Consider the following 15,123-nt stretch of genomic DNA (forward strand, 5'->3'; position numbering starts at 1 on the left):
AAAAACGGCGCTTTTTCAGGAAAGGAAATCTGCCATGTCCACACTGCGTCTGCTTATCTCTGATTCTTATGATCCCTGGTTTAACCTGGCGGTGGAAGAGTGTATTTTCCGTCAGATGCCCGCCACCCAGCGGGTACTTTTTCTCTGGCGTAACGCCGATACGGTAGTTATCGGGCGGGCACAGAACCCGTGGAAGGAGTGCAATACCCGGCGCATGGAAGAAGACAATGTGCGTCTGGCGCGGCGCAGTAGCGGCGGCGGCGCGGTGTTCCATGATTTAGGCAATACTTGCTTCACCTTTATGGCAGGCAAGCCGGAGTACGACAAAACGATTTCTACCGCGATTGTGTTGCAGGCGCTGAACTCGCTGGGCGTGACGGCAGAAGCGTCCGGGCGTAACGATCTGGTGGTCAAAACGCCGGAGGGCGATCGTAAGGTCTCAGGCTCCGCCTACCGCGAAACCAAAGATCGCGGTTTCCATCACGGCACACTGTTGCTCAATGCCGACCTCAGCCGCCTGGCCAACTATCTCAACCCGGATAAGAAGAAGCTCCAGGCCAAAGGCATTACCTCTGTGCGTGGGCGCGTGGCGAATCTGGTCGATCTGTTGCCGGGGATCAGCCATGAGCGTATCTGCGAGGCGGTGACGGAAGCCTTCTTCGCCCACTACGGTGAGCGCGTGCAAGCCGAGGTGATTTCACCGGATAAGACCCCGGACCTCCCCAATTTCGCGGAAACCTTTGCCCGCCAGAGCAGTTGGGAGTGGAACTTTGGTCAGGCGCCTGCGTTCAGCCACTTGCTGGATGAGCGCTTTAGCTGGGGCGGTGTGGAGCTGCATTTTGACGTGGAGAAAGGGCATATCACCCGCACACAGGTGTTCACCGACAGCCTGAATCCCGCCCCGCTGGAGGCACTGGCGGCACGCCTGCAGGGTTGTTTGTACCGGGCGGATATGCTGACACAGGAGTGTGATGCGCTCTTAGGTGATTTCCCTGAGCAGGAAAAAGAGCTGCGGGAGCTGTCGGCGTGGATTGCCGGGGCGGTGAGATGACCTTTTTATGCAAGTCGCTGGATAATCGAGGCGGCGAGCGTTAATTTTTCCAGCATCGGGTTGCCCGGGCTTTACCAAACGGCACCACCTCATCATGTGCTGACACAAGACGCGAGAACGTGGCCTGGCTGATAGCCAGTGACTGTCGCAGTTCAGCGGCAGAGCGCGGCCCTTGCAAGAGTAAACCGGTTAAGGCGCTCATGGGCAAAAAGATTTATGAATAGATAAGACGGGCAGCATAAAAGTCGCCCGTTTTGAAAAAGATTTACTCTTTATCGCCCAGCAGAACAGATTCCAGCGCGATTTTGATCATGTCGTTGAACGTGGTCTGACGCTCTGCAGAGGTGGTCTGCTCGTGGGTACGGATATGGTCAGAAACGGTACAGATGGTCAGCGCTTTCGCACCGAACTCTGCGGCAACGCCGTAGATACCGGCCGCTTCCATTTCCACGCCCAGAATGCCGTATTTTTCCATAACGTCGAACATCTCGCCGCCGTCCGGTGCATAGAACAGATCCGCTGAGAAGATGTTACCAACGCGGGCATCTACACCCAGCGCTTTAGCAGCATCAACAGCGTTACGCACCATACCAAAGTCAGCAATGGCTGCAAAATCATGGTCTTTAAAACGCATACGGTTGACTTTAGAGTCCGTGCACGCGCCCATACCGATGACGATATCACGCAGTTTCACGTCCATACGTACCGCGCCGCAGGAGCCCACACGGATGATTTTTTTCACGCCGAAATCGGTGATCAGCTCTTTCGCGTAGATGGAGCAGGATGGGATACCCATACCATGACCCATTACTGAGATTTTGCGGCCTTTATAGGTACCGGTGTAACCCAACATGCCGCGCACGTTGTTCACTTCACGGATATCTTCGAAAAAAGTTTCAGCAATGTGCTTTGCGCGCAGCGGGTCGCCAGGCATCAGCACAACGTCAGCAAAATCACCCATTTCAGCGTTAATGTGAGGAGTAGCCATCTTCAGTTCCTTTTTATTCGTTGTGTTTTCCCCCTCTCCCGCAGGAGAGAGTCGGGGCAAGGGCATCAAACGATGCCCATTCCCAAATCAAAGCATGTTTTTGCCGTAGTCCATGGATGACGTACCGAAGTACGACGCAATGGTCTGGCCGATATCGGCGAAAGTTTCACGGTGACCGAGTGAGCCCGGTTTCACTTTCGGGCCGTAGATCAGCACCGGGATGTGCTCGCGGGTATGATCGGTGCCCTGCCAGGTCGGGTCACAGCCGTGGTCAGCGGTCAGGATCAGAATGTCATCTTCCCCCACCAGCTCCATCAGCTCCGGCAAACGACGGTCGAACAACTCCAGACCACTCGCATAACCGGCGACATCGCGACGATGGCCCCATGATGAGTCGAAATCAACGAAGTTGGTAAAGACGATTGTCTTATCACCCGCGCTTTTCATCTCTTTCACGGTTGCGTCAAACAGCGCATCCAGGCCTGTTGCTTTCACTTTTTTGGTGATACCGCAGTTGGCATAGATGTCCGCGATTTTACCCACGGAAACCACATGACCCTCTTTCTCATCGACCAGTTTTTGCAGCACGGTCGCTGACGGCGGCTCAACGGCCAGGTCATGGCGGTTACCGGTGCGCTGGAAGTTACCGGCTTTATCGCCAACGAACGGACGGGCGATCACGCGACCAATGTTGTAACCCCCTTCGGTCAACTCAACGCGTGCGATTTCGCACAGCTCGTAGAGTTTATCCAGACCAAATGTCTCTTCATGGCAGGCAATCTGGAACACGGAGTCGGCAGAGGTATAAAAAATCGGTTTGCCGGTTTTCATGTGCTCTTCGCCCAATTGGTCAAGGATGACCGTACCGGAAGAGTGACAGTTGCCGAGGTAGCCTGGCAGGTTTGCGCGTTCGACCAGTTTATCCAGCAGTTCCTGTGGGAAGCTGTTTTCATGATCGGAGAAATAGCCCCAGTCAAACAGTACCGGTACACCAGCGATTTCCCAGTGGCCAGACGGGGTATCTTTACCGGAAGAGAGCTCATGCGCCCAGGCGTATGCGCCCACCACTTCCGCGTTGCCGTCCATTCCGGCTGCAATTTTACCGGTAGAACCTTCATGTGCTTTCACCAGGCCCAGGCGGGTCAGGTTTGGTAGATGCAACGGGCCTTTACGACCGTTGTCCGCTTCGCCTTTGGCACAGGCTTCTGCGATGTGACCCATGGTATCGGAACCCACGTCACCAAAACGCTCGGCATCTTCTGTTGCGCCGATGCCGAAGGAGTCCAGCACCATAATAAATGCACGTTTCATATTGTTCTCCGTACGTAGTGCTTCAAAAAATAGCGATCAGATCAGTATATCGTTAATCGGTAATGCGTCGCCAGACTGTTGGCGTCTCTTTTGGCGCTTTATCGGCAATCACAATCGCGGCTTTGACCGCATTTGCCGCTTCCTGCCAGCTTGCTTCATCTTTTGCGTGGATCACCGCTAAAGGACGCTGCCCGTCGATCGCATCACCCAGACGCGCCATATCGGTAAAGCCGACGCTGTAATCGATGGTATCGGACGCCTGACGACGACCGCCGCCCATGGAGACCACCACCATACCCAGCGCGCGGGTGTCCATCTGCGCGATAAACCCTTCGGTATCGGCATACACGGCCTTGCTGAGCGTCGCGGTTGCCAGGTATTTGTCATAGTTTTCGACGAAATCGGTCGGGCCTTTTTGTGCCGCCACCATACGCCCGAAGATTTCTGCGGCTTTACCGTTATCCAGCACCGCCTGTAATTGTCTGCGCGCTTCGGCGTCATCTTTCGCCAGTTTGCCGGAGACCAGCATTTCTACGCAGAGCGCCATCGTCACATCAAAGAGACGCGGATTGCGGTAATCGCCAGTCAGGAAGCGGACGGCTTCGCGCACTTCAACAGCGTTACCTGCGCTGGAGGCGAGTACCTGGTTCATATCAGTGAGCAGTGCGGTCGTACGCACACCCGCGCCATTCGCCACCCCAACAATCGCCTGCGCCAGTTCCGCAGAAAGTTCTGCCGTCGGCATAAAGGCCCCGCTGCCTACTTTGACGTCCATGACCAGCGCGTCCAGTCCTTCCGCCAGTTTCTTGGCAAGGATCGAGGCGGTGATCAGCGGAATAGAATCGACCGTCGCGGTAATATCACGCGTGGCATAAAAGCGTTTGTCAGCAGGGGCTAAAGAATTCGTTTGTCCGATAATCGCGACGCCCACATCTTTAATGATGTCGCGAAAGCGTTTGTCATCGGGGAAAATATCAAACCCTGGAATGGCTTCCAGTTTGTCGAGCGTACCGCCGGTATGACCAAGCCCGCGCCCGGAAATCATTGGGATATAGCCGCCACAGGCCGCAACCATCGGCCCAAGCATGAGCGAAGTGACATCGCCCACGCCGCCCGTGGAGTGCTTGTCGACGACAGGTCCGTTGAGATTAAGCTGTTTCCAGTCGAGGACAGTCCCTGAGTCTCGCATCGCCATGGTCAGCGAAACGCGCTCCTCAATTGCCATGTCGTGGAAGAAAATGGTCATTGCCAGCGCGGCAATTTGCCCTTCGGACACGGTGTTGTCACGGATCCCATTAATAAAGAAACGAATCTCTTCATCGCTGAGCACGTAGCCATCGCGTTTTTTACGAATTATTTCTTGAGCGAGAAACAAGGTAACCCCCTGAAAATCAAGGTTGGTTGCGGCGGACGCGCCGCCGCAAAGTAGAATTAGTAGCCGCTTGCGCTCTTACCGTCGCCATGGCCCAGTGCTTTGAGCAGGCTTGCCAGCAGGCTGGAAGCACCAAAGCGATAGTGGCGAGAATCCGCCCAGTCAGCGCCAAACAGTTCGTCGGCAATCGCGAGGAATTTCTGCGCATCTTCTGCTGAACGCACGCCACCAGCCGGTTTGAAACCAACGGTTTTCGCCACACCCATATCGCGAATCACTTCCAGCATGATGCGCGCACTTTCCGGTGTGGCATTTACAGGCACTTTACCGGTAGAGGTTTTAATGAAATCAGCCCCCGCTTTGATAGAAATTTCAGACGCTTTACGAATCAGCGCCTCTTCTTTCAATTCGCCGGTTTCGATAATCACTTTCAGCAGAACATTGGCCGCTGCACAGGCATCTTTACAGGCCTTAACCAGATCAAAGCCCACTTGTTCGTTGCCTGCAATCAGCGCACGGTACGGGAATACCACATCGACTTCATCAGCGCCGTAAGCAATCGCCGCGCGCGTTTCCGCCAGCGCGATCTCAATATCGTCGTTACCGTGCGGGAAGTTAGTGACCGTTGCGATGCGGATATCTGGCGTGCCCTGCTCTTTCAGCGTTTTGCGCGCAATCGGGATAAAACGCGGATAGATACAGATAGCGGCCGTGTTGCCAACCGGGGTTTTCGCCTGATGACACAGCGCGATCACTTTTTCGTTCGTGTCGTCGTCGTTCAGGGTAGTCAGGTCCATCAGTTTCAACGCGCGCAGGCTGCTTGCAGTTAAATCAGTCATTTCTCTCTCCGTCGGCATAAGCCGGTTAAATACGGGTCTGTTATTATTCTAACATTAACCCACCATCACACTTCGACACTCATCACAGTTAATGAAAACCACATTCATATTTGCAAAACCGTAATGAGACGTTCATCAAATTTTTAGCCTTAACATAGCCCCATACCCGGATATTTAGGGGTGTGGATCAAAGGCGGGCTCCGTTCGGTTACTTACACTGGGCCAGATGCTCAAGGAATAAGAGGAACGAATATGTCCACGCCAAATGATTCAGCATATCTGGCTCGTTGCCAGCAGATTGCGACAAGCAGCACCCTGACTCCCGCACAAAAACGCCATTTTCTTGCGCTTGAGGCCGAGAACAGTCTGCCTTATCCCCCACTGGCTAAAGAAGCGCGCGCTGCGCTTGATGAGGGCGCCATTTGCGATATGTTCGAAGGGCATGCGCCCTACAAACCACGCTATGTCTTGCCAGACTATGCGAAATTTCTCGCGAATGGCTCGCAATGGCTGGAACTCGAAGGGGCAACCGATCTCGACGACGCGTTATCGATGCTCACCATCCTTTATCACCATGTTCCGTCAGTCACATCTATGCCCGTCTGGCTGGGCCAACTGGATGTGATACTGCAACCGTATGTTAGAATTCTAACACAAGAAGAGATCGATATTCGAATAAAACGTTTCTGGCGTTATCTGGACAGAACCCTGCCGGATGCGTTTATGCACGCCAATATTGGCCCTGCCGATACGCCAGTTACCCGTGCCATTTTACGCGCCGACGCAGAGCTTAAGCAGGTTGCGCCTAATCTGACCTTTATTTATGACCCGGATATGACGCCGGGTGACTTACTGCTTGAAGTGGCAAAAAACATTTGTGAGTGCAGTAAGCCCCATATCGCTAACGGCCCCCAAAATGATAAAATTTTCACAAAAGGTGGCTATGGCGTCGTCAGTTGTTACAACTCGCTGCCGCTCAGCGGCGGTGGCAGTACGCTGGTGCGACTTAACCTGAAAGCCATCGCCGAACGCAGCAGCAGTATTGAGGATTTCTTCACACGCCAGCTTCCCCACTACTGCCAGCAGCAAATCGCGATCATTGATGCACGCTGCGACTTCCTCTATTCGCAATCCGGCTTCTTCGAGAATAACTTCCTGGTGGCCGAAGGGCTGATAGACCCGCAACGTTTTGCGCCCATGTTTGGTATGTACGGTCTGGCCGAAGCGGTGAATACCCTCTGCGAACGTGCAGGGCTCAGCGCCCGCTACGGCAAAAATGAAGAAGCCAACGCGCTGGGTTACAGAATCAGTGAACAACTGGCGACATTTGTCGCTAACACGCCGGTAAAACATGGCTGGAATAACAGAGCGATGTTGCATGCGCAATCGGGGATCAGTTCGGATACGGACACCACGCCGGGGGCGCGTTTACCCTACGGCGATGAGCCGGATCCCATTACTCACCTGCTGACGGTTGCCCCACATCATGCCTGGTACACGGCGGGTATCAGCGACATTCTGACCCTCGATGAGACCGTCAAACGCAATCCGCAGGCCGTCGTGCAACTCTGCCTCGGCGCCTTTAAAGCCGGTATGCGTGAGTTCACCGCCAATGTCAGCGGCAACGATCTGGTGCGCGTAACAGGTTATATGGTGCGCCTGTCGGACCTGGAAAAATTCCGTGCCGAGGGGTCACGCACCAACACGACCTGGCTTGGAGAGGAAGCCGCCCGAAATACCCACATCCTTGAAAGACAACCGCGCGTGGTCAGCCATGAACAGCAGATGCGCTTCAACACGCAACGTGATTCAGATTGAATCAAGGCACCATGATGGAGAAGCCTGAGCGTATCAATACAGGATGCGCTCAGACTTCGAAGGGACAGCTAACAAGGAGACAGCACGAAGGATGAAGTGTTTAGTCAGTAAGATTATCCCGTTCTCCTGCGTCGATGGGCCAGGCAGCCGTCTGGCGCTGTTCTTACAGGGCTGTAATTTGAACTGTAAAAATTGCCACAATCCGTGGACGATCGGACGCTGCAACCACTGTGCACAATGTGTTCCCGCCTGCCCGCATAATGCATTAACACTGGTTGATGGACGGGTTAACTGGGATGCCAGCGCCTGCCAGCAGTGCGATACCTGTTTACATCTCTGTCCACAGCAGTCCACGCCTATGGCGCAAACGCTCAGTGTGGAAGAGGTGCTGACCCACGTCCGCAAAGCGGCAATGTTTATCGAAGGGATCACCGTCAGCGGCGGCGAGGCAACGACGCAGTTGCCGTTTCTGGTTGCGCTGTTCAGTGCGCTCAAATCGACGCCGTCGCTTCAACACTTGTCCTGTCTGGTCGACAGCAACGGTCTGCTTAGCGAAACGGGTTGGCACAGACTTCTGCCTATCTGTGACGGGGCGATGATCGATCTCAAAGCCTGGGGTAGCGACCATCATCGATTTCTGACCGGGCGCGATAATGCGCAGATAAAGGCCAGCATCCGTCTTCTGGCGGCGCATCAGCGGCTGGCGGAGTTACGTTTATTGGTCATCCCCGACCAGTGTGATTACCTGCAACACATTGATGAGTTGTGCGAATTTATCGGCGAGTTAGGCGATGTGCCGGTGCGTATTAACGCCTTTCAAACCCATGGCGTGTATGGCGAAGCAAAGCAGTGGCGTAGCGCCACCGCCGGGGATGTGGAACCGCTGGCGCAGGCGCTGACTGCCCGAGGCGTGAACACCGTGATTCTTCCGGCGTTGTATCTGTAAATCAGCTTAACGAAAACGTAGCGTGGGTATTGTCGAATAGCGCCTGAGCAATCACGTCTGGCGCTTCCGGGCGTAATTCACAGAGGGTGTCAAAGACCCGAGCCGCCTGTTCCGGGCGATTAGGCTGGCCCTGAAAACCGTTTAATGGCATATCCGGGGCATCGGTTTCCAGCAACAGAGCGTTTAGCGGCAAATGCGCCATCACTTCGCGGGTCTTGCTGGCGCGCGGGTAGGTAATGGTACCGCCAACGCCAATTTTATATCCCAGGCTGATAAAACGTTCCGCCTGCTGCAGGCTACCGGCAAAGCCATGTACCACCCCCGTTCGCGGCAGGTCATGGCGTTTAAGGTGCATCGCCAGCTTGTCGTGCGTGCGGCGCGAATGCAGGATCACCGGCAGATCAAAGCGCTTTGCCAGCTTAAGCTGCGCATCCAGCACCGCCTGCTGACGTTCAAACTGCGGATCATCACGATACAGATCCAGACCAATTTCGCCAATCGCCACCACCTTCTGCGGACGGGTTGCGAGCAGTTGCTCAAGGCGCTCCAGGCAGCTCGCCGTATGCTCTTCAATGATGATCGGATGCAGCCCCAGCGCGGCATAGAGCGCCGGATAATCCCCGGCAAGTTTGATAACGCGGGCAAAGTACTGTGAGCCAATCGCCGGGACGATAATCTGTTCGACCCCAACGGCGCTGGCGCGGGTAATACTGTTCGATTCATCATCCTGGAAGGGGGGAAAATCGAAGTGACAGTGAGTATCGATAAAGCGGAACGTCACGCAGTATCCTCATTATTAAAAGGCAAATCGTTGGCCTGAACCGCGCTGACAAGCGGCGTATCGACCGCATCGTTGGCGACGGCGGCTGGCGGCACCACGATGGTGGCAGAAGTCGTGGCCACGCGCGGCGCATGACGAATTAATGGCGGCTTTTCTGCCAACAGCTTACCCACCGTCGCCAGGAAATAACGCCCGCAGAGTCTTCCCAGTTTGTAATCATCCCGCAGCGCAGGTAAACGGCTTCCCAGCGCCATACTGTGCAGAAGCTTCGGCGGGTAGATTTCAAAAATGCGCAACTTACCGGGCGGTGCTTCGATAAATTTCTGCGTCGCCGAATAGGTCTTCTCGTGATGCTGAACGAGATTAACGAAAGGCTGCAAGCTGCTTTCTCCCAGCCAGCGTTCCATTCGCTTAAACCATTGAGGGGTGTAATACATTTGCGACGGCACGGTGCGGATAACCACAATGGTCTTCGCCCCGCGTTTCGCCGCTTCCTGAACAGGTATAGCGTCGCTGACGCCGCCATCAAGGTAATTGACGCCGTTAAGGGTAACGCCCGGACGATAGAACCCGGGAATAGCGCTGGATGCGCGAATGATATCCAGCCAGGAACGACTGTCGGGGGAGAAGTATTCCGGCGTGTAGTCATCCTGACGGCAGGCGCACATATAGAAGGCTTTGCCTGTATCGAAGGCACGCGCGGCGTAGTCCATCGCCAGCGGCATCTGAGTTGAGGTAGAAGAAATAAGCCAGTCCAGATCGATCAGGTTGCCGCCACGCACGAAACGTACGGGATCAAAGAAGTCGCGAGTGGTTGTGTAGCGCATAATGACCTTACGCGCATAACCGGGCTGATTACACAGGTATGCCGACAGGTTTTGCGCCCCGGCGGAAGTGCCAAGAAAAAGGTCAAAGGGGTTAAAGTCAGCGCGCATGAACTCATCCAGTACGCCGGCCGTAAAAATGCCCCGCTGACCGCCTCCCTCACATACCAGAGCGAGTCGGCCTGGGCGAAATGGCGTTAACGCCAATGGCGCAATGTTGCCAAGCGTTACCGGAATATATTGCCCCACCCTGCTTTCCTTTCGATGTTAGGTTTTAACAAAGTAACGCAATTTTCCCCTCGTAGAAACAATGAAAGCCAGTCACGAGGACTGGCTTGATGATTCGTTTAAGAGGGTAGCTCGCGCTACGGGCGTCTGCGGCCCATAAACAGGCTGACGAGGAACAAAATGATACCGACGATAAAGACAATTTTCGCGGCACCCGCTGCCGTACCTGCCAGACCACCAAAGCCCAGAGCGGCGGCAATTAACGCGATAACCAGAAATATAATGCCCCAACGAAACATAAGACTCTCCTTAACCATAGTTAATGTCGACCGCTAATGTGAGCGCTCAGGATGCTCACTGGCGATATTTTCCAGGTGCGTTCTACTGACTCCCGGCAAAGCGCCGGGATTGCACATTTAGGAATTCGTTACTTAGCTTTCAGATCGTTTTTCACACTTTTGACGCCATCTACCGCTTTAGCGATACTTTCGGCCCGCTCAATTTGCGCCTGTGAATCTACGGTACCGGACAACTGTACAACGCCATCGGTCGTTTCAACTTTCACCTTACGGGAAGGAACGATGTCGTCGGCCAGCAATTTTGCTTTGATTTCACTGGTTGTCGCGGTGTCGCCGGCATAGCCTTTCGCAGAGGTGTTTTTACCATCACGAACATGGAGTTTGTCGCTTACTGAAGCAACGCCTTCCACCCCTTTCGCGACGGTTACCGCCTGCTCTGCCTGTGCCTGGCTTTCAACGAAGCCACTCAACGTCACCACTTTTTTCTCAGTTTTTACGGAGATATCGGTACTCTTGATATCTTCGTGATCGACCAGCGCTGCTTTGACTTTCGCCGTAATCGCGCTGTCATCCATGAAATTACCGACTTTATTCATAGAGCTATCGATTTTTTGCCCTGCGTTATCGGCCGCGTTTTGCGCCTTATTGGTCGTCGTGTTTTCCGCCATTACGGAACCACTTGCCAGGGTAGAACCCAGCACGACAGCCAGCAGAGTTTTCGAAATCTTCAGTCTTGTCATCGTCATCGATCTATATCCTGTTGGTTTGCCCACAATTTGGGCGGTAAGCAGCAATGAAGGCCGCTTTTCCTGCTGTGGTGAATCACCAGTCTGACAAATCAATAAGTTAGGTTATTAACGCTAACTCATTAGACTTAAGTCAGTAATTAATATTATGTAATGCCTATTTTCCTGAACAAAAAACCGCTAAACACGCATTGAATAGGATTTATATCCAGTCAAAATGTCATTACTTTGTTAAATATAGAACACAATCGCAGAAACGCTTGCGAAAGCGGTTAAAAAGTGACCAGAGAAGAGGGAAATGCGGCTATTTAAGAACTTTCCGCAAGGGGCTAAAAAGACAGGTAAAGTGACGGAGCACGGCGCCTGCCGCGCTCCGTAGAGGAGATTAGTGTTCGCGGGTCTGGTGGAACTGAACGTCAGGGTAACGCTCACGCGCCAGGTTCAGGTTAACCATCGTTGGGGCAATGTATGTCAGGTTATCGCCGCCATCGAGCGCCAGTTGTACTTCGTTTTTGCGTTTGAACTCTTCAAATTTCTTCACATCGCTGCACTCCACCCAACGGGCGGTAGCGACATTAACGGACTCATAGACCGCTTCCACGTTGTATTCGCTCTTAAGACGCGAAACGACAACGTCGAACTGCAGCACGCCGACTGCACCGACAATCAGATCGTTGTTAGCGATGGGACGGAAGACCTGAACCGCACCTTCTTCTGACAACTGAACCAACCCTTTGAGCAGTTGTTTCTGCTTCAACGGATCTTTAAGACGAATACGGCGGAACAGTTCCGGCGCGAAGTTCGGAATACCGGTGAACTTCATCATTTCACCCTGCGTGAAGGTGTCGCCAATCTGGATGGTGCCGTGGTTGTGCAAACCAATGATATCGCCCGGATAAGCCTCTTCAACGTGCGAGCGATCGCCAGCCATAAAGGTTAACGCATCAGAGATCACCACATCTTTGCCAAGACGCACCTGGCGAAGCTTCATGCCCTTTTCATATTTACCCGATACCACGCGCAGGAAGGCCACGCGGTCGCGGTGTTTCGGGTCCATGTTGGCCTGAATTTTAAAGACGAAGCCGGAGAATTTCTCTTCCGCCGCTTCCACTTCACGCGTGTCGGTCGCACGCGGCATCGGCGCAGGGGCCCATTCCACCAGGCCATCCAGCATATGGTCAACGCCAAAGTTACCCAGCGCGGTACCAAAGAAGACCGGCGTGATTTCACCTGCCAGGAAAAGGTCTTTATCGAACTCGTTAGAGGCGCCCTGAACCAGTTCCAGTTCGTCGCGCAGTTGCTGCGCCAGATCTTCACCGACAGCGGCGTCAAGATCCGGGTTATTCAGCCCTTTAACGATGCGGACTTCCTGGATCGTATGGCCTTTACCGGTCTGGTAGAGATAGGTTTCATCTTTATAGAGGTGGTAAACGCCTTTGAACAACTTACCGCAGCCAATCGGCCAGGTGATCGGCGCACAGCCGATTTTCAGCTCGTTTTCCACTTCATCCAGCAGCTCCATCGGGTCACGGATGTCACGGTCGAGTTTGTTCATAAAGGTGATGATAGGCGTATCGCGCAGACGGGTAACCTCCATCAGCTTGCGGGTCCTGTCCTCAACGCCTTTTGCGGCATCGATAACCATCAGACAGCAGTCAACCGCCGTCAGCGTACGATAGGTATCTTCGGAGAAGTCTTCGTGCCCGGGGGTATCGAGCAGGTTGACCAGACAGTGATGGTAAGGGAACTGCATCACAGAGGTGGTAATAGAAATACCACGCTGCTTTTCCATCTCCATCCAGTCAGATTTTGCATGCTGGTTAGAGCCGCGACCTTTAACCGTACCGGCAGTCTGGATAGCCTGTCCGAACAACAACACTTTTTCAGTGATCGTGGTTTTACCGGCATCGGGGTGCGAGATGATGGCGAACGTGCGTCGCTTCGACACCTCTTGTAAATAAGGAGACAACGTCATAGTAAAATTCTTCTGTGAAAATGCGCGGCCTCGGCCACGCTATGAAATTCGAAAAATGCGGCTATTGTACTCAACGGCTGAGTGCAGACAATTAATGTTTACACAGGAGTTGCTCCAGTTCGGTTAACGATGTCACGGTCCAGGTCGGGTTGATCCCCTCGGGCAACGCGCGGCCGTTAGCGTTCAGCCAGCAGGTGGAAAGCCCCGCATTAGTGCCGCCCAGGATATCCGATTCAGCGGTATCGCCAACCATCAACACCCGCGAGCGGTCCGGATTTTGTGCCTGTTCCAGCGCGTAGTCGAAAATACGCGGATCGGGTTTCGCCACGCCGACCTGCTCAGAAATCACCAATAAATCAAAGTAGTCGCGAAAACCGGTACGTTCCAGACGCGTCTGCTGCAATGCGGTAAAACCGTTGGTGATAATGCCAAGCTTCACTTTCCCTTTTAACGCCGACAGGAGCGAAACCGCCCCCGGCAACGGTGCGCAAATCTCTGCCATCGCATTGAGAAACGCGTTGTTCAGGTCGCCTGGCGCAACGCGCAGACGCTCCGCCCATCCCTGAAAGCGCTGATGCTGTAATTGTAGTGCGGTGATGGCACCGTTCTGATATTCCACCCACAACGGTTTGTTAATGGCCTGATAATCTTTAAAATCCTCGGCAGTAAATGTCACGCTGTAATCCAGAAACATTCGCTGCAGGCCACCAAACGAATCAAAGGTAAACAGCGTTTCGTCGGCGTCAAAAAAGATCCAGTCCCATTTCATTACATCACCTTTCATTTATTAAATTGGCAGCGCCATGATGATGGCGTCTTCACGTCCTTGCGCTGTGGGGTAATAGTTGCGGCGTATTGTCGCCTCATTAAACCCCAGGCTTTCATATAACGCGATGGCCGCGGTATTGGAGGCCCGCACTTCCAGCCACAGCGTCAAAACGCCACGTTTTTCCAGCTCGCCGATCAGATGCTCAAGCAACTGGCGACCCAGCCCCTTACGTTGCCAGGCGGGATCGACGGCAATATTAAAGAGGGTGGCTTCATCCAGCACTACCTGAGTAATAGCGAAAGCCGCCATCACATCACCCACCAGTAAACGGTAATTAAGGTAGCGCTCGCCCTGGTTACTGGCGAAGGTCTTCTCACTCCAGGGAAACGCGTGCGCCCGGGTTTCGATCTCGTATGCGCGGGCTAAATCAGTCGTCGAGAGGGAAGAAATCGTGTTCATAATTGCAAATTTGTCGCCATAGCGCGGCGCGTGCCGCAGGGTTGCCCCGTAGTTCATCGAGGCCAGGCGTCGTTACCTGCGCCCCCTTGAGCGAGAGGGGCGCGTCAATGCCCAGCTGCCAACTGTTGCAAGTACTGTCCGGCGGTAACATCTCTACCCTGTCCGGGGTGAGCTGTAAAACCTGGTCCGGACTGACGGCAAGCGCACGCAGCACATCGCCAACAAGCGGCTCAGTCAATGCAGGAAGATCTGGAGCTACCATCACTAACCGGATGTGCGCGGGTAGGGAAATTGCGATTTCTCCTTGCAGCGCCGTCGGACGGCGCAGGGACCACTGGGTGATGCCCAGTTGCTGTAATTGCCAGTCGCGTCGGGAAGTCATAGCGAAACACTCCTGTCTGTCAGGCGCGCAAATATAACAAACCCGACGAATTTTCGCCATCTGGTCTCTGTCCTCTCTCTGTCTCTATTAAAGGTATTAATAGGGTGTAGACGCTGCCAACAAAGAGGCAGCGTGAAGAATAACGTTGTCATACACAAAATCATTCATGATGCGTCGAGGCGGCAAGGATGAGTATCCCCGGGAGCTTACATAAGTAAGTGACCGGGGTACGAAGACGCTGCCAACAAAGAGGCAGCGCGAAGGATAACGTTGTCATACACAAAATCATTCATGATGCGTCGAGGCGGCAAGGATGAGTATCCCCGGGAGCTTAC

Annotated in this window: 15 protein-coding genes and 1 pseudogene; 3 read left to right on the forward strand and 13 right to left on the reverse strand. The window is 53.8% G+C overall.

Features of this window, described 5'->3' with window-relative positions:
* Positions 1-34: 34 nt before the first annotated feature.
* A complete protein-coding gene (gene lplA / locus ABIB59_RS22305) occupies positions 35-1,051 on the forward strand; it encodes a lipoate--protein ligase (protein ID WP_354037068.1) in 1,017 nt (338 codons plus the stop codon).
* Between the two features lie 55 nt (positions 1,052-1,106).
* Here the strand turns inward: lplA and ABIB59_RS22310 are convergent.
* The 5 genes and pseudogenes from ABIB59_RS22310 to deoC form a co-directional block, all read right to left on the reverse strand.
* Positions 1,107-1,253, reverse strand: a pseudogene (locus ABIB59_RS22310) (type II toxin-antitoxin system HipA family toxin YjjJ); the annotation flags it as partial.
* Between the two features lie 63 nt (positions 1,254-1,316).
* A complete protein-coding gene (gene deoD / locus ABIB59_RS22315; RefSeq protein ID WP_039078256.1) occupies positions 1,317-2,039 on the reverse strand; it encodes a purine-nucleoside phosphorylase in 723 nt (240 codons plus the stop codon).
* Positions 2,040-2,126: 87 nt separating this feature from the next.
* Positions 2,127-3,350: a phosphopentomutase gene (gene deoB / locus ABIB59_RS22320; RefSeq protein WP_354037070.1), complete on the reverse strand. Its 1,224-nt coding sequence runs from the start codon at positions 3,348-3,350 to the stop codon at positions 2,127-2,129.
* A gap of 52 nt (positions 3,351-3,402) precedes the next feature.
* Positions 3,403-4,725, reverse strand: a complete 1,323-nt coding sequence (gene deoA / locus ABIB59_RS22325) for a thymidine phosphorylase (RefSeq protein ID WP_354037072.1) — start codon at positions 4,723-4,725, stop codon at positions 3,403-3,405.
* Between the two features lie 56 nt (positions 4,726-4,781).
* Positions 4,782-5,561, reverse strand: coding sequence for a deoxyribose-phosphate aldolase (gene deoC, locus ABIB59_RS22330; RefSeq protein WP_197718598.1), 780 nt, complete (start codon positions 5,559-5,561; stop codon positions 4,782-4,784).
* A gap of 252 nt (positions 5,562-5,813) precedes the next feature.
* Between deoC and ABIB59_RS22335 the strand changes: the two genes are divergently transcribed.
* Entirely contained in the window at positions 5,814-7,379 is a 1,566-nt protein-coding gene (locus tag ABIB59_RS22335) for a YjjI family glycine radical enzyme (RefSeq protein ID WP_354037074.1), read from the forward strand.
* 91 nt (positions 7,380-7,470) lie between these two features.
* Positions 7,471-8,325 (forward strand): YjjW family glycine radical enzyme activase, encoded by an 855-nt coding sequence (locus tag ABIB59_RS22340; RefSeq protein ID WP_354037077.1) that lies wholly within the window; start codon positions 7,471-7,473, stop codon positions 8,323-8,325.
* A gap of 1 nt (position 8,326) precedes the next feature.
* Here the strand turns inward: ABIB59_RS22340 and ABIB59_RS22345 are convergent, their stop codons facing one another.
* The 8 genes from ABIB59_RS22345 to ABIB59_RS22380 form a co-directional block, all read right to left on the reverse strand.
* On the reverse strand, positions 8,327-9,106 hold the full coding sequence (locus ABIB59_RS22345; protein WP_354037079.1) for a TatD family hydrolase: 780 nt from the start codon (positions 9,104-9,106) through the stop codon (positions 8,327-8,329).
* Positions 9,103-10,179 (reverse strand): patatin-like phospholipase family protein, encoded by a 1,077-nt coding sequence (locus tag ABIB59_RS22350; protein ID WP_039078249.1) that lies wholly within the window; start codon positions 10,177-10,179, stop codon positions 9,103-9,105. The genes ABIB59_RS22345 and ABIB59_RS22350 overlap by 4 nt, the downstream gene beginning before the upstream one ends.
* A gap of 116 nt (positions 10,180-10,295) precedes the next feature.
* Complete coding sequence (locus ABIB59_RS22355; protein WP_007373037.1) at positions 10,296-10,457, reverse strand: DUF1328 domain-containing protein; 162 nt, start codon at positions 10,455-10,457, stop codon at positions 10,296-10,298.
* 128 nt (positions 10,458-10,585) lie between these two features.
* Entirely contained in the window at positions 10,586-11,203 is a 618-nt protein-coding gene (osmY, locus tag ABIB59_RS22360) for a molecular chaperone OsmY (RefSeq protein WP_039078248.1), read from the reverse strand.
* Between the two features lie 385 nt (positions 11,204-11,588).
* A complete protein-coding gene (gene prfC, locus ABIB59_RS22365) occupies positions 11,589-13,178 on the reverse strand; it encodes a peptide chain release factor 3 (protein WP_039078247.1) in 1,590 nt (529 codons plus the stop codon).
* 91 nt (positions 13,179-13,269) lie between these two features.
* The gene (yjjG, locus tag ABIB59_RS22370) at positions 13,270-13,947 is read right to left on the reverse strand and encodes a pyrimidine 5'-nucleotidase (RefSeq protein ID WP_222557001.1); all 678 of its coding nucleotides are present in this window, start codon (positions 13,945-13,947) and stop codon (positions 13,270-13,272) included.
* 18 nt (positions 13,948-13,965) lie between these two features.
* The gene (rimI, locus tag ABIB59_RS22375) at positions 13,966-14,406 is read right to left on the reverse strand and encodes a ribosomal protein S18-alanine N-acetyltransferase (RefSeq protein ID WP_354037082.1); all 441 of its coding nucleotides are present in this window, start codon (positions 14,404-14,406) and stop codon (positions 13,966-13,968) included.
* Complete coding sequence (locus tag ABIB59_RS22380; RefSeq protein ID WP_354037084.1) at positions 14,375-14,788, reverse strand: DNA polymerase III subunit psi; 414 nt, start codon at positions 14,786-14,788, stop codon at positions 14,375-14,377. Before ABIB59_RS22380 ends, rimI begins: the two co-directional genes overlap by 32 nt.
* Positions 14,789-15,123: the final 335 nt, after the last annotated feature.

Origin of the sequence: Citrobacter sp. UYEF32 (genome assembly GCF_040546205.1) — a bacterium.
In the GTDB taxonomy this organism is placed as follows: Bacteria; Pseudomonadota; Gammaproteobacteria; order Enterobacterales; family Enterobacteriaceae; genus Phytobacter; species Phytobacter diazotrophicus.

What these genes read in the sequence shown, in the direction of transcription:
- deoB (WP_354037070.1), bottom strand. Translation starts at nt 3,350, where the DNA reads ATGAAACGTGCATTTATTATGGTGCTGGACTCCTTCGGCATCGGCGCA.
- prfC (WP_039078247.1), bottom strand. Translation starts at nt 13,178, where the DNA reads ATGACGTTGTCTCCTTATTTACAAGAGGTGTCGAAGCGACGCACGTTC.
- ABIB59_RS22335 (WP_354037074.1), top strand. Translation starts at nt 5,814, where the DNA reads ATGTCCACGCCAAATGATTCAGCATATCTGGCTCGTTGCCAGCAGATT.
- lplA (WP_354037068.1), top strand. Translation starts at nt 35, where the DNA reads ATGTCCACACTGCGTCTGCTTATCTCTGATTCTTATGATCCCTGGTTT.
- ABIB59_RS22340 (WP_354037077.1), top strand. Translation starts at nt 7,471, where the DNA reads ATGAAGTGTTTAGTCAGTAAGATTATCCCGTTCTCCTGCGTCGATGGG.
- deoC (WP_197718598.1), bottom strand. Translation starts at nt 5,561, where the DNA reads ATGACTGATTTAACTGCAAGCAGCCTGCGCGCGTTGAAACTGATGGAC.
- deoD (WP_039078256.1), bottom strand. Translation starts at nt 2,039, where the DNA reads ATGGCTACTCCTCACATTAACGCTGAAATGGGTGATTTTGCTGACGTT.
- yjjG (WP_222557001.1), bottom strand. Translation starts at nt 13,947, where the DNA reads ATGAAATGGGACTGGATCTTTTTTGACGCCGACGAAACGCTGTTTACC.
- rimI (WP_354037082.1), bottom strand. Translation starts at nt 14,406, where the DNA reads ATGAACACGATTTCTTCCCTCTCGACGACTGATTTAGCCCGCGCATAC.
- osmY (WP_039078248.1), bottom strand. Translation starts at nt 11,203, where the DNA reads ATGACGATGACAAGACTGAAGATTTCGAAAACTCTGCTGGCTGTCGTG.
- ABIB59_RS22355 (WP_007373037.1), bottom strand. Translation starts at nt 10,457, where the DNA reads ATGTTTCGTTGGGGCATTATATTTCTGGTTATCGCGTTAATTGCCGCC.
- ABIB59_RS22380 (WP_354037084.1), bottom strand. Translation starts at nt 14,788, where the DNA reads ATGACTTCCCGACGCGACTGGCAATTACAGCAACTGGGCATCACCCAG.